The organism is Shewanella sp. SM29, from assembly GCF_025654245.1.
Classification (GTDB): Bacteria; Pseudomonadota; Gammaproteobacteria; order Enterobacterales; family Shewanellaceae; genus Shewanella; species Shewanella oncorhynchi.
On the sequence record NZ_JAKKRN010000011.1, the window covers coordinates 130,402 to 152,774 of the forward strand.

Annotated in this window: 16 protein-coding genes and 1 pseudogene; 7 read left to right on the forward strand and 10 right to left on the reverse strand. The window is 43.6% G+C overall.

Going from position 1 to position 22,373, the window contains the following annotated elements; genetic code table 11:
• Positions 1-22 precede the first annotated feature (22 nt).
• The 4 genes from L5L77_RS10000 (at position 23) to L5L77_RS10015 (ending at position 5,386) form a co-directional block, all read left to right on the forward strand.
• Positions 23-679, forward strand: a complete 657-nt coding sequence (locus L5L77_RS10000; protein ID WP_181800891.1) for a TRAP transporter small permease — start codon at positions 23-25, stop codon at positions 677-679.
• Entirely contained in the window at positions 679-2,076 is a 1,398-nt protein-coding gene (locus tag L5L77_RS10005; RefSeq protein WP_263186733.1) for a TRAP transporter large permease, read from the forward strand. Before L5L77_RS10000 ends, L5L77_RS10005 begins: the two co-directional genes overlap by 1 nt.
• A gap of 129 nt (positions 2,077-2,205) precedes the next feature.
• Complete coding sequence (locus tag L5L77_RS10010; protein ID WP_028761091.1) at positions 2,206-4,002, forward strand: ATP-binding protein; 1,797 nt, start codon at positions 2,206-2,208, stop codon at positions 4,000-4,002.
• 4 nt (positions 4,003-4,006) lie between these two features.
• Complete coding sequence (locus L5L77_RS10015) at positions 4,007-5,386, forward strand: sigma-54-dependent transcriptional regulator (protein WP_028761092.1); 1,380 nt, start codon at positions 4,007-4,009, stop codon at positions 5,384-5,386.
• 16 nt (positions 5,387-5,402) lie between these two features.
• On the opposite strand, the gene L5L77_RS10020 is transcribed toward L5L77_RS10015, so the two are convergent.
• Positions 5,403-6,650, reverse strand: coding sequence for an MFS transporter (locus tag L5L77_RS10020; protein ID WP_263186735.1), 1,248 nt, complete (start codon positions 6,648-6,650; stop codon positions 5,403-5,405).
• Positions 6,651-6,812: 162 nt separating this feature from the next.
• On the opposite strand from L5L77_RS10020, the gene L5L77_RS10025 reads away from it, so the two are divergent.
• Positions 6,813-7,694 (forward strand): LysR family transcriptional regulator, encoded by an 882-nt coding sequence (locus L5L77_RS10025; RefSeq protein WP_028761094.1) that lies wholly within the window; start codon positions 6,813-6,815, stop codon positions 7,692-7,694.
• An 85-nt stretch (positions 7,695-7,779) separates the two neighbouring features.
• Here L5L77_RS10025 and L5L77_RS10030 read toward each other — a convergent pair whose 3' ends face one another.
• The 4 genes from L5L77_RS10030 to L5L77_RS10045 all read right to left on the reverse strand — a co-directional run bounded on the left by L5L77_RS10030 (position 7,780) and on the right by L5L77_RS10045 (position 14,861).
• Positions 7,780-11,676, reverse strand: coding sequence for a S8 family serine peptidase (locus tag L5L77_RS10030; RefSeq protein ID WP_263186732.1), 3,897 nt, complete (start codon positions 11,674-11,676; stop codon positions 7,780-7,782).
• 740 nt (positions 11,677-12,416) lie between these two features.
• Positions 12,417-12,818, reverse strand: a complete 402-nt coding sequence (locus L5L77_RS10035; RefSeq protein ID WP_028761096.1) for a YbaY family lipoprotein — start codon at positions 12,816-12,818, stop codon at positions 12,417-12,419.
• Position 12,819: 1 nt separating this feature from the next.
• A complete protein-coding gene (tesB, locus tag L5L77_RS10040) occupies positions 12,820-13,686 on the reverse strand; it encodes an acyl-CoA thioesterase II (RefSeq protein ID WP_028761097.1) in 867 nt (288 codons plus the stop codon).
• 236 nt (positions 13,687-13,922) lie between these two features.
• Entirely contained in the window at positions 13,923-14,861 is a 939-nt protein-coding gene (locus tag L5L77_RS10045; RefSeq protein ID WP_263163466.1) for an SDR family NAD(P)-dependent oxidoreductase, read from the reverse strand.
• Positions 14,862-15,203: 342 nt separating this feature from the next.
• Here L5L77_RS10045 and L5L77_RS10050 point away from each other — a divergent pair, with 342 nt between their 5' ends.
• Entirely contained in the window at positions 15,204-16,079 is an 876-nt protein-coding gene (locus L5L77_RS10050) for a 1,4-dihydroxy-2-naphthoate polyprenyltransferase (protein ID WP_168824321.1), read from the forward strand.
• A gap of 146 nt (positions 16,080-16,225) precedes the next feature.
• On the opposite strand, the gene L5L77_RS10055 is transcribed toward L5L77_RS10050, so the two are convergent.
• Together L5L77_RS10055 and L5L77_RS10060 are read right to left on the reverse strand one after the other, a co-directional pair.
• Positions 16,226-17,041, reverse strand: a complete 816-nt coding sequence (locus tag L5L77_RS10055; RefSeq protein ID WP_263163468.1) for a DODA-type extradiol aromatic ring-opening family dioxygenase — start codon at positions 17,039-17,041, stop codon at positions 16,226-16,228.
• Positions 17,042-17,138: 97 nt separating this feature from the next.
• Complete coding sequence (locus L5L77_RS10060; protein ID WP_263186731.1) at positions 17,139-17,621, reverse strand: DoxX family protein; 483 nt, start codon at positions 17,619-17,621, stop codon at positions 17,139-17,141.
• 163 nt (positions 17,622-17,784) lie between these two features.
• Between L5L77_RS10060 and L5L77_RS10065 the strand changes: the two genes are divergently transcribed.
• The gene (locus L5L77_RS10065) at positions 17,785-18,684 is read left to right on the forward strand and encodes a LysR family transcriptional regulator (protein WP_263186730.1); all 900 of its coding nucleotides are present in this window, start codon (positions 17,785-17,787) and stop codon (positions 18,682-18,684) included.
• Positions 18,685-18,730: 46 nt separating this feature from the next.
• Here the strand turns inward: L5L77_RS10065 and L5L77_RS10070 are convergent, their stop codons facing one another.
• From L5L77_RS10070 to L5L77_RS10080, 3 genes and pseudogenes are all read right to left on the reverse strand, one after another.
• Positions 18,731-19,198, reverse strand: coding sequence for a hypothetical protein (locus L5L77_RS10070; protein WP_263186729.1), 468 nt, complete (start codon positions 19,196-19,198; stop codon positions 18,731-18,733).
• Positions 19,199-19,208: 10 nt separating this feature from the next.
• Positions 19,209-21,335 carry a S8 family serine peptidase gene (locus L5L77_RS10075; protein WP_263222658.1) on the reverse strand — a complete coding sequence of 709 codons (2,127 nt, stop codon included), beginning with the start codon at positions 21,333-21,335 and terminating at the stop codon, positions 19,209-19,211.
• A gap of 807 nt (positions 21,336-22,142) precedes the next feature.
• Positions 22,143-22,373 (reverse strand): annotated as a pseudogene (locus L5L77_RS10080) (IS4 family transposase); the annotation flags it as partial.

Below are 22,373 nucleotides of genomic sequence, written 5' to 3' on the forward strand. Positions count from 1 at the left end.
CGGCCATTTCAGCGAGGGGATTATGGCTGTGATATCGCGAATATTTGGTTATGTTGAAGAAGGTGTGCTCAATTTATTGATCACTCTGATGACGCTGTTAGTGTTTTCAGAAGTCGTCGCTCGCTTCTTCTTCAACACGGGTTTTCTTTGGATCCAAGAACTTACATTAACCTTTTGCGGTTGGTTTGTGTTATTTGGTATGTCCTATGGGGTTAAAGTCGGTGCCCATATTGGTGTCGATGCGTTTGTTAAAAATTTAGCGCCAAAGGCTAAAAAGATAGTATCTCTTATTACCGCCTTTGTTTGTATCGTCTACTGCGGACTCTTTTTAAAAGGCAGTTGGGATTACTTAAGCCAGATGTATCAAATCGGTTTGCCTATGGAAGACATACATTTCCCACAATTTATATTAAAAAGCCTCGATCCAGATTTTGCTTGGAACACTTTAAAAATCGATATTGAAGATGGCGCAATACCGATTTGGTTATCTCAAAGTATTTTAATCATTGGCTTTTTTATGTTGACTTGGCGTTTCGTCGAACTCTTTATCGCCATTCTGCGTGACCAAGTCTCAGGCTTCCAATTTGCCGATGAAGCGAAAGAAAGTATGCATTTAATCGATGAGAGCGCTAAAAACGCTAAAGTAGATCCAGTCTCTGACCAAAAGGAGGCTAAATAATGGCTATTGCAACCCTATTTACCGCCCTATTCGTATGTATGTTTCTCGGTATGCCTATCGCTATCGCATTAGGTTTTTCCAGCATGCTGACGATTTTATTGTTCTCGAATGACTCCTTAGCTTCAGTTGCACTCAAGCTGTATGAGTCTTCATCAGAGCATTACACTTTACTCGCAATCCCCTTCTTTATTCTGTCATCCGCCTTCCTATCAACGGGTGGTGTTGCTAGACGGATTATCGATTTTGCCATGGACAGTATTGGACATGTCCGTGGTGGATTAGCAATGGCATCCGTTATGGCATGTATGCTGTTTGCTGCAGTTTCTGGATCATCTCCTGCGACTGTTGCGGCAATTGGTTCTATCGTCATAGTCGGCATGGTAAAAGCAGGTTATCCCGAAAAATTTGCTGCAGGCGTGATCACGACCTCTGGCACTCTCGGGATTTTGATCCCACCTTCAATCGTCATGTTAGTGTATGCCGCAGCAACTGAAGTGTCGGCTGCAAAAATGTTTATGGCAGGCTTAATCCCAGGTTTAATGATGGGATTTATATTGATGATCGTCATTTATATCGTTGCCCGCTTTAAAAACTTGCCCTCACGTCCTTTCCCTGGCGTTAAACAACTGGGGATTTCAAGTGCCAAGGCAATGGGTGGATTAGCACTCATCTTTATCGTATTAGGCTCTATCTATGGTGGCGTCGCTAGCCCAACCGAAGCATCAGCTGTGGCTTGTGTATATGCTTACCTTATTGCGGTATTTGGCTACCGTGATATCGGGCCATTAAAAGACGTGGTATGGCGTAATCAAGGTGAAAACTTAGCCAAAGCAACTGTGCGTAACTTAGGCCATATGTTCTTAGGACTGATTAAAACGCCTATCGACAAAGACATACGTCATGTTGTGCGCGATGGTGCCAAGGTCAGTATCATGCTGCTGTTTATCATAGCTAACGCTATGCTATTTGCGCATGTATTAACCACAGAACGTATCCCTCACATTATTGCTGAGTATATTGTTAGCATGGGTTTACCCGCCTGGGGATTCCTGATCATCGTTAACTTACTGTTGCTTGCTGCCGGTAACTTTATGGAGCCATCGGCGATTGTACTCATTATGGCGCCAATTCTGTTCCCTATTGCAACGCAATTAGGCATAGATCCTATCCACTTAGGTATCATAATGGTCGTGAACATGGAGATCGGTATGCTAACGCCGCCGGTGGGACTCAATCTCTTTGTCACCGCGGGGATCACGGGGCGCAGTATTGGTTGGGTGATTCAGTCGGTTCTGCCTTGGTTACTCGTGATGCTAGCCTTCTTAGCCCTGATTACTTATGTACCACAGATTTCACTCTTCTTACCTGAATGGTTGGATTCGATGCGTGGATATTAGTCTGCAATTCAAGGTTGTGAGATTACCCCTTGATTACAGATAGATTTTAAGCGAGCCTAGTCAGGCTCGCTTTGTTTTATTATGCGCAGTATCAGTTATTGATCCCGTTGCTTTATCAGGATAACCACCATGTTGCCCATGACGCCTAAGGCCAAGAAACGCCTCTTTCTGACCGTTGTGTTACTTGCAGGCCTATTTGCAACCCTCAAACTGACCTACTGGGTGCATTTGCATCAAGGTAAAATCGAGATCCAAAAGCAATCGGAGAAACAACTAAAGGAATTAGTCAGTTTTCTCGATGGTGCACTATCGCGCTACGAAAGTATTCCCCACGTGCTCTCGACTAACCCAATGCTCGCCAATGTCCTGAACGACCAGCAGAATCCTGATAAAGTCCAAGAGCTTAATTTATATCTCGAAGAAATTCAGCATGTCACCGAAGCATCCGATATCTATCTGATTGATGCCTTAGGTATCGCCATTGCCGCCAGTAACTGGCAACAAAGTTTTTCCTTTATTGGCAAGGACTACTCCTTTAGACCCTATTACACAGATGCTATCTCGGGCAATCTAGGCCGTTATTATGCAGTGGGTACCAGCTCAGATAAGCGCGGATTTTATTTCTCTTACCCTATTTATCAACAAGGTGGTAAAGGCATACTTGGAGCCATCATAGTCAAAGTTAATATTGCCGACATAGAGCAACAAAGTACCAGTATCGCGATTGCGGGTCAGTATCAGTTCCTTATCAGTGATCCTGAAGATATCGTCTTTATTTCCAGTATCGATGAATGGCGGTTAAAATCACTAACCCCGCTTACCCAAGCCAAGCAATATGCCCTTAATGCCTCAAAACGCTATGCAGAACGTCCCATAGGAGAGTTGTTGATGAAGCCGCCCTATGAAAGTGGTAGTCAAGCTATGCTATACCAACTGCAAACGGGTACAGACCATGAACAATACATGGACATCCACCAATCAATGGCTAAGGCAGGCTGGCGAGTACACATCTTAGCGCCAATCAAACCTTTACTGACCTCTTTGCCCGCGCTGATGTTACTGTCAGCTAGTATTTATCTTTTGCTGGCACTCAGCATCCTATTTAACGCCGAGCGCCGTCGCAATCTACACCGAATGCAACTAGCGCAAAGCCTGTTAGAACAGCGAGTTGAAGAACGCACTCAGGACTTACAGCAAGCCAACAATCAGCTCAAAGATACTCAAGACGAGCTGATCCAAGCGGCAAAACTGACAGTGATCGGCAGTTTATCCGCCAGTATTAACCATGAACTCAATCAACCACTCGCGGCACTTCGCAGCTATGCCCAAAATACCCAAACTTTTCTCGCACGTGATATGCAAGATAAGGCACTGGATAATATCAAGATTATTATTGAACTTACCGATAGATTAGCCGATATTGTTGGGCAATTTAAAAGCTTTACCCGCAAGAGCCAAGGCGCTGATAGCGCAACCGATATTGGCCGCTGTATCAAGCAAGCCCTGACCATAGTTCAACCTGCAATTGATAAACAGGGTGTTGAACTCGATGTGCAATTACCCAACGGCAACTATCAGGTTTGGGGCGATAAGGTTAGATTACAACAAGTGTTTGTCAACATTATGAGCAACGCCATTGTCGCTATGCAACAATCGGTTAAACGCCAATTGGTTATCCGCGTGACCAGTGAAGATAAGTTTTGCATCAGCATCCAAGATTCAGGCCCGGGTGTACGTGAAAGCCAAATGGAGAAAATCTTCGAACCCTACTTTACCACCAACGAACGGCACGGATTGGGGCTAGGCTTATCGATTTCACAACGTATTATCGAATCCATGCAAGGCCAAATTAACGTTGCCAATGCCGAAGAGGGTGGCGCTATTTTCCAGATTATTTTACCTATTTACTTGCTCGAGGAACGTTAGTTTTATGAGTGTGCCCAATTCAATTCAAGATTATTCTGTTCTCATCATCGACGATGAGCCGCACATAGGCACAGTTCTCGTTCAACTATTTGAACTGGAGGGCATTAAGGCGCTCGCCACCACAGAACCCAAAGGTATCGCTAAGTTGCTGCATAAAGATTGGGCGGGAATGGTGATATCGGATGTCAACATGCCACAATTAGACGGCATCAGCTTAATGCAACAAATCCGTCTGCAAGATCCCGATCTCCCCGTTGTCCTACTCACTGGTTTTGGTGATATTGCCATGGCAGTCAATGCCTTAAAACAAGGCGCCTACGACTTTCTTGAAAAACCCTTTAATAACGAACATATACTCGATGTGGTTAAACGCGCCTTAGAAAAACGCAGTCTGACCTTAGAGAACCGCAAGCTTAAAAAGGATCTCGAAAGCCAAAGCGTACCGGGCCCTCGTATTTTGGGCAACAGTGTCGGCATCAACCGTATGCGCCACATCATAACGCAAGTGATAGATACGCCTGCGGATGTGTTAATTGAAGGCGAAACCGGTACAGGTAAAGAACTTGTTGCCCGCTATTTACACGACCACAGCAGCCGCAGCCAAGCCAACTTTGTCGCCATCAACTGTGGTGCAATCCCCGAAAACCTGATTGAAAGTGAACTCTTTGGCGCCGAAGCGGGGGCCTTTACTGGCGTCGATAAGATGCGCATTGGCAAATTTGAATATGCCAATGGTGGCACGTTATTTTTAGATGAAATTGAAAGTACGCCACTGTCTCTGCAAGTAAAACTGCTGCGAGTGCTTGAAGATCGTAAGGTTGAACGTTTAGGTTCTAACAAGAGCATCAACTTAGATATTCGCGTGATAGCGGCTACAAAAGTCGATTTAAAAGGTCTGTGTGACACCGGGGAATTTCGCCAAGACTTGTTGTATCGCTTAAATCTGGTGACTGTGCCCATCCCTCCCCTGAGAGATCGCCGTGAAGATATTCCGTTACTCTTTTTACACTTTGCCCGCGTCGCATCGGCACGCTATCACAAAGCGCTTATCGCCTTAAATGCGGAGCAAAACGCGATACTTACTTCCCACGACTGGCCAGGCAATGTGCGTGAGTTACGTAATCTCGCCGAACGCTTTGTGCTGCTGGGCGGAGAAGCCGCCTTTGCTGGCACATTAGGCAATACTCCAAGCCTGCACTCGAGTATGTCCCTGCTACAAAGGGTAGAGTTTTTTGAACGGGTACTGATTGAAGAAGCACTTAGCCACAACAAGGGCAGTATTAAGCAGACCATGGAGCAGCTAGAACTGCCCCGCAAAACCCTCTACGACAAAATGCGTAAATACGATTTAGACCGCAAACAATACATTAATTCCGATGACTAAAGGGCATATTTAAGCTTTAGACTAACGCCCGTTTGACATGAGTTTGATGGTAATGCAAACGGGTGATTGCTAAGGCGATCAAAGCTAATAAGGTTAACGATCCCATCACCACACCGCGCCACTGTGCCTCATGCCAAAACATCATCAAATAAGGGCCGCCAATCGCAGCACCTAAGTAATAACAGCATAAATAGAGTGATGTTGCCTTAGCTCGATCACGACTGGCCCGCATTGCAACAAAGGAATTACAACAACTGTGGGTAAGGAAGAACCCACAGGCGGTCATTAAAAAACCTAAGCTAATGGTCAAAGTGGTATCAAACAGGGTCAGTAAACTGCCGAGCAACATCACGCACCAAGACCACTGATACAACTTATGTTGGCCAAATTTGGCGAGCCATTTCGCAGTAAAATATGACGCAATAGTGCCGCTGGAATAACACAGGAAAATCAAGGTTGCTTGGAAACGACTCCATTCATAGGGTGGAGCCATCAAATGCAGTTGAATAAAGCTAAATTGATTCACCATCATCATAAAGGTCAAGCCGCCAATCGCGTAGACCAAACGCATTTGCGCATCGGTGAGATGATGACTAAAGCCATGAAGATCTTGCGCTAAACGGGCGCGTTTTGATAAGGAAGGCTCAGTGTTACTGGGTGACATCGACTGCGCATCGGCAAGTGAAGGCAGCAAATAGTTCACTAAAGCCACCCCTGCTAACGTCACTAGAAACAGCAACCACATAGATTCTTGCCAAGATAAAAACTGCGACATTAAACCACCTAGCAGACGTCCAACAATCCCGCCAATACTGTTCGCCATAATATAAATGCCTGCGGCTTTCAGCATAGTACTTGGTGATAATTGCTCCTTAAAGTACGCCATGGCAATCGCAGGTACGGCAGCGAGTAATGCACCTTGTAGCAATCGCACTAGCACTAACCCATTAAAATCCGGCACCCAGATTAATAGCAAGTTAGACAATGCCAATAACCACAAGCTGACAATGATTGGAGTGTGTCGACCGATACGATCTGACAGTACCGCATACAAGAGCAATGAAAAGGCTAAGGAAAAACTGGTCACCGACAGGATCAAGGTTGCTTTAGAGCCTGATACCGCAAAATGTTCCGCAATCAGCGGCAACATGCCTTGCATTAAATACAAGTTGATATAGACCACCACTGAAGCGACGCAGAGCGCCCACATCAATCGGGTGTCACGCTGTTTATTGTCAATCATAGTATCTAATACGGCTTGCACGGGAGCCTCGACCAAGTATCACTCATAGGATAGACAAAGATTATCACTGGGCATAACATAACAATAATAGATAATATCTATCGTAATCATTGATTTTTGTTATAGAAATAGCGCGCCAAAAGTACACATCTTGCCACTGATAAAATAGTACGAGCCCGATTAATGGATATTCGCCAACTCAAACATTTAGATGCCCTTGCCAATACCGGCAGCTTTACCGCCGCAGCCAAGAAACTGAATATGGCTCAGCCCGCGTTAAGTCAAAGTATCAAGCGCTTAGAGGTCGCACTCGGCGTCACCTTAGTCAATCGTACGAGCAACAAGAATGATAAACTGCTCACACTCACGGCCGAAGGTATAGTCCTGCATCAACACGCCACTTTGATCCTAAAACAAGTTAAGCAGGCCGAAGCGCAAATCCGCGCCATGGCCAATCTCACCTCGGGAGAGGTCCGCATTGCCGTGCCAGGCATGCTGGGTTCTTTCTATCTCCCCTCGCGCTTAATGGCTTTTCGGCATAAATACCCCGAGTTGAAACTATCACTGTTTGAAGGCGGGACGCGGGATGCACTGCGCATGTTGCAACAGGAAGAAGTGGATATTGCGATCATTACCGCCCAAGACCTACAGCCCGAATTTGATAGTCAGTTGTTGATCCGTGAGCAAATGGTGATCGCTATGGGTGCCGAACACCCTTTAGCGGAACATAGCGCTGTGAGTCTACATGACTTTTTCGACCATGAATTAGTGATGTTCAAAACAGGTTATTTCCACCGAGAGTGGATACTCTCTCAAGCCAAAGAATTAGGCAAAAAGCCCAATATTGCCTTCGAGACCAATTTGATTAATCTGATTAAACAGATTGTTTCCCAAGGATTTGGGATCACCAGTGTACTTGAGATGGCGATAAGCTCAAAAGATGACATTTTAGCCAAACCCTTCGATCCACCGGTATTTTTAAACCTCCATATTGCATGGAAAAAGCAGCGCCCCGTCAGCCAAGCAGACCGCGCATTTGTCGATTTTTTAATGTCAAATCGCTAACACAAACCAGCAAATACAAAAAGGGCTGATATCAATATCAGCCCTTCTCTCTTACCATTAAACCTTCCGATTTTACTCTGAGGGTTTAGCCTTGTTTACGACGACCAAAAGCAAAAGGTAGCAACAACAAGCTTAACCAACCTAAGGCACCACCATCATCTTTCTTGGCTGGTGTTTCAGTCACAGATACAGACACAACACTTGAATCTTTATTGCCGTGGTTATCAGATACTGTCAGTTGGAATGAAACAGTCTGAGCAGAGCCACTCACGTTTGGTGCAACGAGATTAAGCTTGGCCGCATTAGCGTCAAAGTTAAAGCTGGTGCCCCCTAACTGAGTCCATTTGTAGGTCAAAGGATCATTGTTGGCATCCGACGACTTGCTCGCATCGATGAACAAAGGTTTACCTTCTTGGACAGTGGCAGGAGCTTCAATCACAGCGACTGGCGCCACTTCTGGAACATCAAATTGATACTCCTGCTTCAAGATTTCAGCCGAGTCGTTATTCACTTTGTTGGTCAATGCCACTATGTTGTCTTGACTCGCCTTACGTGGCACTAAGTCAAATGTGACATCTAATGCCGCAGCAGCAGAGGCCATTTCGATAGTCCAAGTGATCTTATTGCCCACTTGCGCACCTTGATGGCTAATATTAGCCACTTCATGACCTTCAGGTAATAACGCCTCTAGGGTGTAAACACGGGTTTCTTGCGTTTTGTTCGCTTCAATACGTGTCTTCATCACTTTAGCGGTGCCAGGTGTTAATTCACCAGAAACAGTACTGCCTAGAGGAGGTAATACGTCATCACTAACGCGCTCAAATACGACCGGAATTTTAACAGGTGCGACTTTGTCATCAGTGGTGGTCAGCGTCAGCATAGCTATGCCAGCATCTCCCACTAGCATCGCTTGTTTCCATGCTAAGTTGACATTGAAATCTTTATGATCACCCGTAAGATTTGCAGTTAAGTTATCACCCGCTTCATCATATAAGGTTACTTGTTTCAAACTAAAGGCATCATCCGCATCGGCTGCAGATGCCTGATAGTTTTGTACAACGACAATATACTCACCCTTCACTGGGTTCTTAATGGATACACTTTCCTTTGAACCGCCAAACGCAGAAGATGCCGCGATAGAAAGCTTGCTACCGTCTTTCTTATCGAGTATCACAAACATGTCTAAGTCAGGAGAGGTTGTATTACCGATTGATGCATTGAAATATAAAGCTTTATCTTCAACATTAAAGCTAAATACTTTTACGCCATCGGCCAAATCATCAAATGCACTATCGGTATTTGAATCCTGTTTCACACTTGATTCATAAGTAGCGCTTAATTTAAGTGCAGTCACTGTCGCCGCAACACCGGGTAGATCAATCGCTTTCAAGTGCGCCAAATTACGTTCATCTGCATCACGTGAGGCTGAAACATTAACCAAAGCAGGTAAATCGCGTTTAGCTATCTTAGCTACGATCGGCATATTAGCCGTTGGGAAAGTATCGGACGTTAATACTAAGTTACCAAAGCCCCAACTTGCACCGACGTCAGTCACATCCGCAGTCACTGTAATCGTTTGGCTTTCACCTTTTTTGAGATTAAAGCTTTCTGGCGTCACAGTTAACGCGAATTTATCCGTTGCGGAAACGCCTTTTGCAGTCCAGCTACCATCAGCCGTTGCAGTAACAGTACGTGTCCAAGTACAAGTATCGATACAACGTGAATCAGCCATGCTTGGAATGTTTAGCTTACGTGGATCACCACCTGTCAAAGGATTAGCAATCTCGTAGTTTAAGGCACTTTCATCCATCACTAAGCCCGTTTTTGCCGCTAAATCAACACGAATACGACCGGCTCCTACGTCAAACGGATCAGCAACGGTTTTACCATCGGCTTTTTTCATGGCTTGGGCTGTCGTTGACGTCATCATTAGCGCAGAACGAATGTTGTCTGGCGTCCAATCCTTATGCAGCGATTTAAGTAACGCACCAGCACCGGCAACGTGAGGACTCGCCATTGAAGTACCTGACATCAAAGTGAAATCGGCAGGATCTGTACCTGTTTCATCATGGCCAAACTGTTGGTCGGAATAAGCAGCGTAGATGTCACTGCCCGGTGCAGCAACATAGGGTACGAGTACATCGTTAGTCAGATTAGGTCCAATCAATGAACTGGCAGATAAAACATCCGCTTCTTTACTGGCAACTTTAGGGGTTGGAGACAGCGTGATTTCAAGAGCAGGATTTGCCGCCATAGCAGCAATCAATTCTAAGCCATCAATATCACCAATAAATACCGCTGGAATATTCAATTTATCCAGCCCCGACATAGTCAGACGCGCATTATTTTCACCATCTCTATTGAAAACAATCACACCCTTAGCGCCAGCGGCCATTGCTGCGGCCACTTTGATATCGAATGAGCAAACACCGCGTCTTAAAACGGCGATCTTGTCTTTAAAGGCATCTGCTGGGAACGGTTTACAGGCTTCAAAATTGGTCGCATCGATTGCGCCAGCATAAAGGGGCACACCTTTGAGCACTTCAGTTTGAACCGGACCAGAACCAGCAGTGTAATGATAGTTTTTACCATTAAATTCCACGGCGCGTACTATGTCACGGTTATGAGTCGAGTTAGCGACCGAAGTATACCAAGGTGCATTTTTAGGCGTAGAGTAAGGTGTTTGATTAATCGCAGGGCTCGTGCTTGTCGCGGCACGAGTGTTACCCGCAGCCACTGCAGCAAAAATCCCCGCATTACGCGCGGCTAAAAAGCCTTGTTCCGTCGCACTATTCCACGGGTTTCCACCACCACTGATAGAAAAGTTCAGCACATCGACGCCATCTTTAATCGCATCATCTAAGGCTTTTAAAATCGGTGCGGTCGGGCAGCCAGAATAAGTGTCGCCCGCATTACCCGGATTACAAATTTGATAAGCTATAATGTTTGCATGTGGTGCAACACCTGAGATTTGTTTAAATTCAAGGCCTGTCGCAAGGCCATCGCTTTCTAACTTACCTGTTTCACCTTGCACATAAGGCACATTCACTAGGATGTTACCTGCTGCGGTACTCGCAACGTGAGTACCATGCCCACCGTAATCCTCACCATTTTTAGCTGGAGGGGTGTCACCAAACACTTTTGCATCGTCGTAGTTATTTGTTATCTCAGAGTAACTGCGAACTCCAATCAACTTGTCATTACACATGCTCGCGAAATCAGTTTTACAATCACCAATATAGATGCCTTGACCTAATGGGTTTGTGTGGTCATAGCCATCTTGGCCAACATCAGCGAAAGAAGCATGATCTGAGTTAATACCTGAGTCGATAATACCGACGATCACGCCTTCCCCCATGGCTTTCGTGCCCGTCGCGCTGCCATCCCATACATTAGGAGAACCGATAAGCGCTTGACTGACATCGGTTTCCATTTGCTCCATACGCTCGCGCTCAACAAACGCAACCTCAGGTAACTCAGCCATTTTCTTCGCTTGAGCTTGAGTCATGCGAACCGCCATACCGTTTAACGCATACTGATATGTCGTTAATGGTTGCAGATTGGTGCCAATAGCCGCACTCGCGTTAGCTAAAAATCGGTTCTGTTTTACTTTCAAATAACTAACATAACTTTTGACTTCAGCTTTAGAAGCATCAAGTTTACCGTTCACAGCAACCTTTGAAGTACCGTTTACCTGCACTCTTTGTGAACTAGTCGCTTTCAATCCTGGAATAGTTCCTTGGTAATTAGCAACCGAACTATCGCGTAAACGAACGATATAAGTATATTCACCCTCACCTAAATCTGCTTCTGGTACAAACTTAACCTCAGCTCCGGCAGCGTTACCGCGTAATGAAGTGACTTGTAATTCACTTGGAATATCTAACTGCAAGGTTTCACCCGTAGGTGATAATACGGTTTGTGCATTTGCCGACGACGATAACAGTGCCATAGACACTGCTAATGCTATTTTAGTTTTCATTGTGACTTCCCTAATTCTTATAAGTTGTATGATTTATAAAACTCAGGTTTGGGTGGCATGAAAACGCTGCGGCAACCAAAAACATCACCCGTAACTGACATTTTTTATGAATAACCATTCAATTTACTGTGATGATGATCACTGAGTTTTATCGCGACAATTTGTAACACGCGATGATACAAATTAAAACAGCAAATTAACAGAACGTAATTCAGTAAATGATGAACAAGCTCATACCTTGTTAAAATAAATCCATATAACCTTTATCAGACTGTTTTATGTCCCAACGATAAGTCGTAGTATAAAAATCGATAAAAACAAATAATAAACATTAAATCATATATTTAAATTTAACCTTTAAGTGTCAGCTCAAAAATACTCTTAGGTTAAACAGAATGAATACCCGTAAATAAATATTCTTTTTTATAAATATCATTAGTTACAAAATAAACGCAAAAGATCCTTTACGAAACAATAAACAACAAAAATCACATCATTAATTTAACAAAATATATACATATTGTATTTGTATGATATTTTACAAAATGATACCCCTTATAAAAATTAACTAACTTATGCATTAATATTCTTAATCCTGTATAGAGCAAGTTAATACTTAATCTCACATTTACAGCATAGCAAGCGGATTATTGACCACAAAAAAGCCCTTTCAATATAGAATTGAAAGGGCTAAATCTTCATCAATATAAGAACAATATTATTGCAGTTGTGGCCAGTGGTTAATTAGCCATCACCGCCTTCATTAACACTTCTGTCGTGAACTTATCATTATTGATAACTGGGAACCTGTCATAGGTTTGGAAGATCACTTGGTCTTGAAACTTAATCATCGCCACTACGCCATATTGGATACTTTTATCGATCGATTTAGCGGGCAATGTAAATTTAAATGGCACAGGTGCTCTGGCGATATTGAAGGTTTTTTGTGCGACGATGACACCTGGAGTATTCAAATCAATAATGGCAATAATGATTTGGCAGCCTTGAGGTAATGGGATCTTCTCTAGATAGCCAGCTGCGCCATTGATGATAATCGGTTGATCAGGTGTTACAGTCACGCAGCCATTGAGCAAGACAGCCATGAGAGAGAACAATATAAACGATTTTATTTTCAGATACATACTAACGTCCTTTTACCATGCGTATCAGGCCTTCTTGGGTAGAAGAAGCCACTAACTCGCCTTGTTGATTGAAAAACTGCCCTCTAACGTAACCTCTGCCACCGCTAGCATTAGGACTATCGATACTGTAAAGCAACCACTCTCCCATATTAATCGGGCGATGGAACCACATCGCATGGTCGATCGTCGCCATTCGTACCCCAGGACTTAAGAAGGATACACCGTGGGGCTGAGCTGCCGTGACTAAAAAGTTAAAGTCTGAGGCATAGGCGAGTAAATATTCATGGATATGGGCATCATTTGGCATAGGACCATTAGCCCTCATCCAAACATAACGGTACGGCTCGGTTTCTTTAGGCGCAAAAGGGTGCAGTGGATTGACCAATCGCATCTCAATTGGCGCATCGGCCATAAACTTTTCAAGTATGCTCGGCGGTACTTTATCCCGCATCGTCAGCGCCAATTCCTGCTGATTCAACAAACCTTCAGGTCCGGGTACTTGCGGCATAGCGGCTTGATGACTAAAACCTTCCTCAGGTTCTTGGAAGGAGCAGGTCATATGAAAAATCGGCCGACCTTTTTGAATAGCACTAACCCGACGAGCGCTAAAACTACCGCCATCACGCATATTTTCTACTTCATAAACAATCGGCAACTTCTCGTCACCTGCACGTAAAAAGTAGGAGTGTAATGAATGGATCTTACGCTCAGCAGCTACTGTCTGTTTTGCGGCGCTCAGTGCTTGGCCCATCACTTGACCACCAAACACATGCCCAAAACCCAGATCTTGGCTTTGACCACGAAAGAGGCCAATTTCAATTTGCTCAAGGGAAAGTAATGATAAAAGATCGTCTAATACCTGACTCATGGGATCCTACTGCGTAATTAGCAATTAATCTTAAAGGGTAACTCAGTTAGCCTTAAGCTGACCAGTCTTCTATCGATGATTCACAATCAAATCATCACTCAACGATGAGGAATTAAACGAGGCACGTTGGAGTATCTGTGTTATTTATTGTGCTTAGCATTTACGGCTTTATTGAGCCACTTACTGCATTTAAATCGCTATAGATGCAGGCTTAGTTCAAATACAAGCATGATGAATCAATCGATTTTAATGTGATGTTCTAGCGCACTTAACTTAGACCAAGACAAAACCTTATCCTCTCCACAGGAGTGCAAAGTCACGGGGAAGGATTGGTGTAACTGTGGCCACTGCTGCGCGAGGTTATCTGGCGTAAAAAGACCTTCATTAAAATACATAGGCTGAAACTCGACAAACATGCCGTGGCTAACACTGCCCGCTCCGGCGAGTAGATGTTGACCATTTGGCGCCTGTTCACTCACCAAGAAAGCCGTAGTAGCCGTTAATGATTCAAAGGAAAATAGCGGCTGAATCGCACTCGCTAAATGTTTGGCCGTCATCGCGGTTACGGCCTGAGGGCATAAGCTATTGACTCGAATATTATGAATTTCACCTTCTAATGATAAGCTATTCACCATGCCGACCAGCGCCATCTTGCTCGCACTAAAACCAACTTGGTGCAAGTCACCGAACAAGGCCGAAACTCCCGTTGTCATCATTATCCGGCCAAAATTCTGTTGTTGCATATAAGGCCAAACAGCTTGAGTGAGATAAAAGCTGCCATTGAGATCGACATCCAATTGCCGTTGCCACTGCTCAAGTTTAATGTGCTCAAAGGGACAAGCACCATAAACGCCCGCGTTATTAATCAAGATATCAATGCGATGCCAGCGTAGGATCACCTCTTCAATCATGCTATTCACTTCATTTCGCTGACTCACATCAAGCACAAAATAAATGCAATCTCCACCGAGTTTAATAATGCTGCAATAGGTCTGCATTAATTCTAAGTTGGCTTGGCTCGTCTGAGCGCCGTCGGTGGAAATTGACTCATAAGACGATAACGGCTGGTCGACGAGTATCACTTTTGCCCCCCGTTCAGCCAACATGATGGCATACGCTCGACCTAACCCAGCTGCAGCCCCAGTGACTAATGCCACCTTATTGTCAAAACGCATCCAAATATGTCCTTATCGGCATTGTTGTAGCGGCAAAAAATAACGAGCATAGGGTAACAACCGCCTATGCTATCTACTAAACAAAGTATTTAGCGTTACGCCTATGTCATGGACAGCACAAAGCCTCCATTAACATTAACTATGGAAACACAGACTTTTTTGATTTTCTTTGAACTTAACGACAAATCTCATCCTGCATCAGTGAACATATGTGCGCCAATTCAAACTCTGTTAAATGCGTTTATTAGATAGTGCTCACTTTCGTGTTAAATCTTGTTATGCTATGCGCTAATTGAGCCCTTGCTCGGTACCATTCCCATTTACCAATAATGACTGGACGCCATGAATCCTTGGATTTTAGCAATAAGACCCCGTACGCTACCCGCGGCCATAGGTCCCCTACTGATAGGCAACATTCTCGCCCTGCATCTTGAGAGTTACAGCTGGTTAATCGCTGCCACTTCAATGTTGTGTGCTGTCTTATTACAAATCGCCGTCAACCTCGCTAACGACTATTTTGATTTTAAAAACGGCATAGATACAGATGAGCGCTTAGGGCCCATTCGCGTGACTCAAAGTGGTTTAATTTCACCAACAAGCGTTCGCAATGCCATGATATTTTGTCTCTTAATGGCGCTTGCCGTGGGATCATATCTGATTTGGCACGGAGGGTGGCCCATCGCCATTCTCGCCGCAGCCGCTATTTTAGGTGCTCTTGGCTACAGTGGTGGCCCCTATCCCCTCGCCTCCCATGGGCTCGGTGAAGTAGCGGCATTTGTTTTTTTTGGCTTAGTTGCAGTGGTGGGCAGTTATTATCTGCAGGCGGGCGATACAACTATTAATGCTTGGTTATTAGGCTGTGCGATTGGCTTGTTTAACGCTGCGATTATGTTGGTGAATAACACTCGCGACATCCGTACCGACACCCAAGCGGGCAAGCATACTCTAGCGGTACGTATCGGCGAAGCTCAGGCAAAAGTGCTTTATCAAGCTTTAATCTATTTGCCCTTTGGCTTAGTCATCGCAGGCTTTTTATTCGGTATTTTACCCGGTTTACCAGTACTACTTGCGGGATTATCTCTGCTTATTGCCCGCAAACTCAGTAGCGATTTTTATGCCGTTTCTGGTGAAGCCTTAAATCCGTTACTCGGCCGTACAGCTAAGTTAACCATGATTTTCAGTACCTTGTTTAGCGTGGGTTTAGTGTTTACCGCATAAGAGTAAATCAGCTAAGCTAATGCTACACCACAGCTCAATGCTGAATATAAAAAGGTTCATATCTTCGATAGATACGAACCTTTTTTATTGGCCGCAACACAACTTCAATTTGGCTTATTATCGACGAGGGAAATCCTACCCTCCATTTATTGCCAGATATAACCAGAGATCAGCGTGTTTAACAAAATACCATTAAAGTTGCGTTCGGCATGGGATGAACCATTATGGCCTGCACCAAAACACACATGTAGCGGTAATAAATGTTCTTCCCGCGGATGACTAAAACGCGCTTCAGGGGCTGATTGCCAATGAATTAACGCTGTTTTTACCTCGGCAAAACTAACACTTGCCGTTAAAGTTTGCGTCAACCAATGATCAAATTCTGCACTGCGGCTTTGCACTGTGAGATCGCTTGAGAAAAATGCCCGCATATTGTGAAACGACATGCCAGACCCCACGATCAACACCCCTTGGTCCCGCAGCGGCGCTAAAGCCTCCCCAATCGCTATATGGATTTTAGGATCGAGGCTGTGGACTAACGACATCTGCACCACGGGAATATTCGCCTCAGGATACATCAACTTAAGTGGTACAAAAGTACCGTGATCAAATGCGCGTTCGCTATCTAAGCGGGCGGCGATGCCCTTATCCGATAGCATATTCGCAATCTGTGCGGCTAATTCTGGCTCACCGGGTGCAGGATATGTCAGCTGATAAGCCTCAGGTGGAAATCCATAGTAATCATACAAAATACTTGGCTTTGGGCTACTCGACAAAGTCACCACAGATTCTTCCCAATGGGCAGTGATCAACACAATCGCCTTCGGAGTTGGCATTGGCGCTGTTACTGAAGTTAAAAATGCACGCAACTCCCTATGATTAACATCATTGAGCAAGGGCATAGGGCCACCACCATGGGGCACAAATAGCACAGGCATACGACTCGCGTTAACTTGCATCATAATCCTCTCGTGTTGATTAACTTATATCTGTACTACTGGCTTTAAACTCAGCATTTCTCACTTAACTCACGGTTCTACATAACACTTCAATGCACGCTTAAAATGCGGAGCGATTCAGCACCAACTGCCGCTGAAATTGCACTAAACGCTCAATAATTTCATCCAGTTTGATAACCAGAAAGAGGCCAGCCGATAAACTCAATGCGGGCAGTGCATTAATCGGCGCTTCATAATTAAAGTGGAAATAAATCGCCCCCATCATAATCGCCAGTAAACCGCTCGCCGATAGCACTCGGTAGTCACGTAGACACAACCCAAGGGCACCAATCACTTCCATCAAACCAATAAAATAGTCAAATCCGGTGGGAAGATTCATCAAAGTAAACGGAACATGGAACATAGGCACGCCAAATAACTTGGCAAATCCCGAGATAAAAAACACTATGCTCATCGCCAGTGTGACGGTTGCAGCGGCGCGATTGAGTGTATTGGCACAAAGGAATAACTTCTGTGTATCAACCTCTGCAACTAAGCCATTGATACTTAAAACCTTGGTATCACATAAGTTTAAAAATCGCATCGCACACACCCCATTAAACGTGATATTTGCCGTCAGTCTTGGGCATAAATTCGCAGACGACGAGCGAGAATGGAATCGATTATGAGCCGATAAAAGATAAATAAATATGGAATAAAATCTAATATCTCCTAAACTAATAATTTATAAATTGCGAGCAATCCTTGTGACCTTAGATCAACTGCTGATGTTTAAAACCGTAGCTGAGGCGGGCTCACTCAAAGCTGCCAGTGACAAGCTACATAAAACCCAACCCGCCATTAGCCAAAGTATCAAACAGTTAGAATCCCAACTCGATCTTATCCTGTTTAATCGCGAAGGTTATCGACTCGCCATCACTGAGCAAGGTCGAAAACTGCTGCAACATACCCTGCGGGTACTGAATGAAGCGCAAGAAATGAAGCAAGTAGCGAAGCATTTAGCCAAAGGTAACGAAGCAAGCATCACCTTAGCTTTTGAAGCCTCCTTTAATCTCGCTCGAATTTTGCCGATTTTAGAGCTGACTCAAAATGAGTTTCCCTATACCCAAATTATTCTCAAACAAGAGTTTTTAACTGGTGCACTCGAAGCGCTGAATCAAGATAAAGCTGAAATCATCATCTCCGCAGGCGGAATTGAGCCCATACGTTCGAGCCATTTAGAATTAGCCTATTTATTTACCGGTAGCCTTCTCGATGTTGCCGCGCCGCGCATGCTTGAGCGTCATCCGACACTGACCTACGCACGAGAGCTCGTTAATGAATACCAAATCGTGATCCAAGATACGGGCTCAGGCACTGCGAATATTGAGTTTGGGGTACAGGCGGGGCAACGACGTTGGTATGTTAATGATTTTTATACCAAGAAAATGCTTATTCAAAGTGGTATGGGCTGGGGCAAGCTGCCGCACTATATGATTGAAGATTCACTCAAACAAGGCGCATTGATTGCATTGGATCTACGCGAAAGGCAAAACAATATTCAACTCGATTACTATGTGATGCGAAAACCCCACTCACCTTTAGGCCCCGTCGCCCAAGCACTCTGGCAAAAGCTGATCGCCTTTGCTACTGATGAACTTGCATAATTAAAAAGTAAAAAGGGCCAACAGGCCCTTTTAAATCAAACAAAAACTACTGTATTTCTTGTTTGGCAATGGCACGATCTAACTTAGCTCGTTCAACTTCGGGTAACGCCTTAATCGCGTTCACTAAGCTGATGAGATCTGTGCCTTCTTCAGCGGCTAACAAGAGTAAATTACTCTTGTTCTGCCAATCCACTTTCAGGCCATGAGCTTTTGCAAAATCCGCAGCAGAAACACCAGGTTTGAGCTTAACAACTAATTTTCCTGTCATTTCTGCAAATGGCTTACCAGACTGAGTCACCACTTTTTGCCCTTTCGTCAACTGTTTTGCTTCTTTCACCACGCCAGCGTCAGTTTTGACAAAATATTGGCTGTCTAAGTTCAAGAATTGCGCTCGGCTCATAGTAACCTCTTTTACTTCTTCCTGAGGTTTATCCAAATCGATTTTGTCATGTGCCATAGCTTGTGCAGATAACATAAGAGCAACTGCAACTAATGATAGATTCAATGCTTTCATTTAATACTCCTTAAGATGCAGACTTGGCAGCGTGGCCATGGAAACGAATTGACCAACCTTTCAATTTACCATCAGCTTCGTTAGCAATAGAAATAGGAGTACGGCCTTTATCAAATTGAATAAACGAGTAGTCCCCGCTATTTACATCGATAAGCTTGATGGTCCATTCCCCCTTTGATGATTCACCATAGAAAGCATTAGACAGCATAGGCGTCGCATCGAAACCTGTTACTAAATCTTCTGGGTTGGTTTTATCCATGACACCTTGATATACCAAACCATTATAAGGCGTCATTAACACACTTTTAGTTCCTGCTGGAGATATTAGCTCAACAGCCAGATCCGGTAGGCGTAAGTGATCTGCCGTTAACTCGATTTGTACAGCTTCAATCACTAAATCATCCGCCACCACTTGAGTATCACTGACACCATTGACGTCCGCATCAGGAATCGTTTTTGCCAATTCTTGACTTGCTTGCCATTCAGTTACCACGTATTCACCTAAATCCTCAGCATAGGATTTAGCCAGTTTTACCGCTTCGCTGACGTTAACACGGCCAAAACCATAAAAATTATGGAATGAATAACCCGCAGCATTTTGTTGCCATCCCGGAATAGCAGCATATTCTGGAGCACCTTCACCCTGATCAATAGTAACGGTTTTAGCCGCAATATCAGCTTTCACTTTGGTTGAAGTTTTGGCTAGAACATGACGTATATCGCGCCAAGTCAAATCTGGATTTGCACTCATGATCACAGCGACTGCACCTGAAGTATTTGGTGCCGCGGATGAGGTACCGTTCATCGTTGAAGTGTAATCACAATTTGAGTTTAAAGGATGTAACCCACCGTGGAACGGCGTGCTTGGACGATCTTCTGCAATCGCTGAACCACTCTTACACCCCATAAAATCCGTTGTTACAATCGCAGGATCATCACCCCCATCTTCACCACCGGGGGCTGTTACAAAAATATTCGAGCCCACAGATGAATAGCTAGAGAGTTCACCATTAGCATTAATCGCGCTAACGACTAAGTTATAAATGTTAGCATTGTCAGAGGACATGTTGGAATTATGGAAAGGTAAACCATGGTTAGCGGGATTTTCCGCCGTTGCCGTGAAGTAATCTCCCGGTATCCAAAAAGTATTCCAACGGTAGTATTTATAGCCATTACCTGCCGATTTAACGAAGATACTGCCTTTACCATCGAAGCTTTGAGTTGCAATATCTTGATAAACTTCGGTTTCATCTTCATTAAATTTATCGGGAAATGGCACACTGTAACCATAGCTTTGGTTAAAGACACGCGCACTGTCGCTGTAGGCACTGGCACCATGTGATTTTGTAAAGTTTTCAAATGTTTGAACATTTTTAACTTTGCCTGTTGGGTCAGAATCTAAGAAGTTGAAACCAATCAATTTTGCCTTAGGCGCCACACCGCGACCACCGATACCATTCCAACCTTCGGCTGCAATAATCCCACCTACTGCAGTACCATGAGCAGCATCAGCAGAACCGGAGAAAGGTGTAGGGTCAACAGTACCAGTAATTAAATTGTATGAGCCACCATTCACACTGTTGTTCATCAGATCTGGATGAGCAATTTCTAAGCCGCTATCCACCACTGCGACGATCACGCCTTGTCCCATAAATTGGTCTGAAATAGCACCACTCACATTCATATCTTCACCAGCGACACCACGGTTTAGCGCAAAAGCATTCTGTCCTGTATTTTTTAAATGCCACTGGTAAGCATATAATGGATCGCCATTTCTGATATGGATCGTTAAGCTGGCCTCTGCTTGATACTGACCGTCAGATACTTTAAATCTGACAACTTCAGTACCTTCACTCGCATCGGAAGAATAAGTGAATTCACCAGTATTCTTATTAACTAGAGTAAAAGTACCTAGTTTTAAATCAGTAGGATCAACTAAAGAGTAAGTCAAACCACCTTCGACATCTGTCGCATCTAATTTGCCGGTGAATAATAGAGACTGCGACACATCAATGGTCATATCGACAGTTGTTGGTGCTGTGTTGACCTTAGCAACTGGCTCAGGAGCCTTTTTGTCACTTCCACAAGCCGTCAATAAGGCGGCCGTGATGCTTAATGCAACAATGGACATACGCATGGATAGACATTCCTTCTTGTCATTACATTTTATTATTTAATATTGGATAACTAGGATTTATTCGTTATTTATCCGCATTAAATACTGTTATTTTAATTATTATTGAACACCAAAAACCAACATTAGCATTTATTGGTGATACATCTTTTAACATATGAATAATGAGAATGAAAACGACAATAAACAGAACGGTAGATTGAATATATATCTCCTAGCTATAAACCCAATAAAAATAGACATACTAAATTTAGTTTAACCTTTAAATCACAAGAAAATTAACCAATAAAATCATTAGACTAAATGTAATTTCAAGGAGTTACAATTAATAATACATCTGTTTTATTATATTTTAAAATTTAAAATATATTGTTACACTTTCATAAAAAATAAACATAACAACATGACGTACCAATTTAACCTCAAACAAATGGTTACACTTTAACAAGAGATAGAAATAACAACATGACGTACCGATTTAAATCTAATAAAATTATGAATATCTTATAAATACATAACGAACTTAAATATTGAGTAGCAATTCAAACTATAAAAAACATTAAAACGTGTTGAAATTAAATATTAAAAATGAACCGCTGAAAAACCATATATGCAGAAAATTAAAACCACAGACATGATCTTACTAACTATTAAATCTAATTAAGAATTTAACTCTAGGGATAAGGTCCGTCGCGAAAAAATAATAAAAAAGTCATAACTATTATCTTTGGAGATAATGAGTTAATTTTCAGTTCAAATCGATGTAGATCGGGCATAAAAAAACCCTCAATTATGAGTAATGCCGTTCACTTAAGAGTGAACGGCATTTTTCTTTGGTCTAACCGGGAACTTGTTTTTGCTCATTTTAAGAACTCGTGGATATGCCCTTTCCCGTTTACCATCCAGCTTAAATTGCCGTGCATTTCGTTCTATATCCAATACGTCTCTCGGGACATTCCCCGGTGTTTGTGATGACAGTTGTGTCAACTTGAAGATGATATAACTCGCCGCATCCCGAAAACTCAGTTGATTGGGATGGAC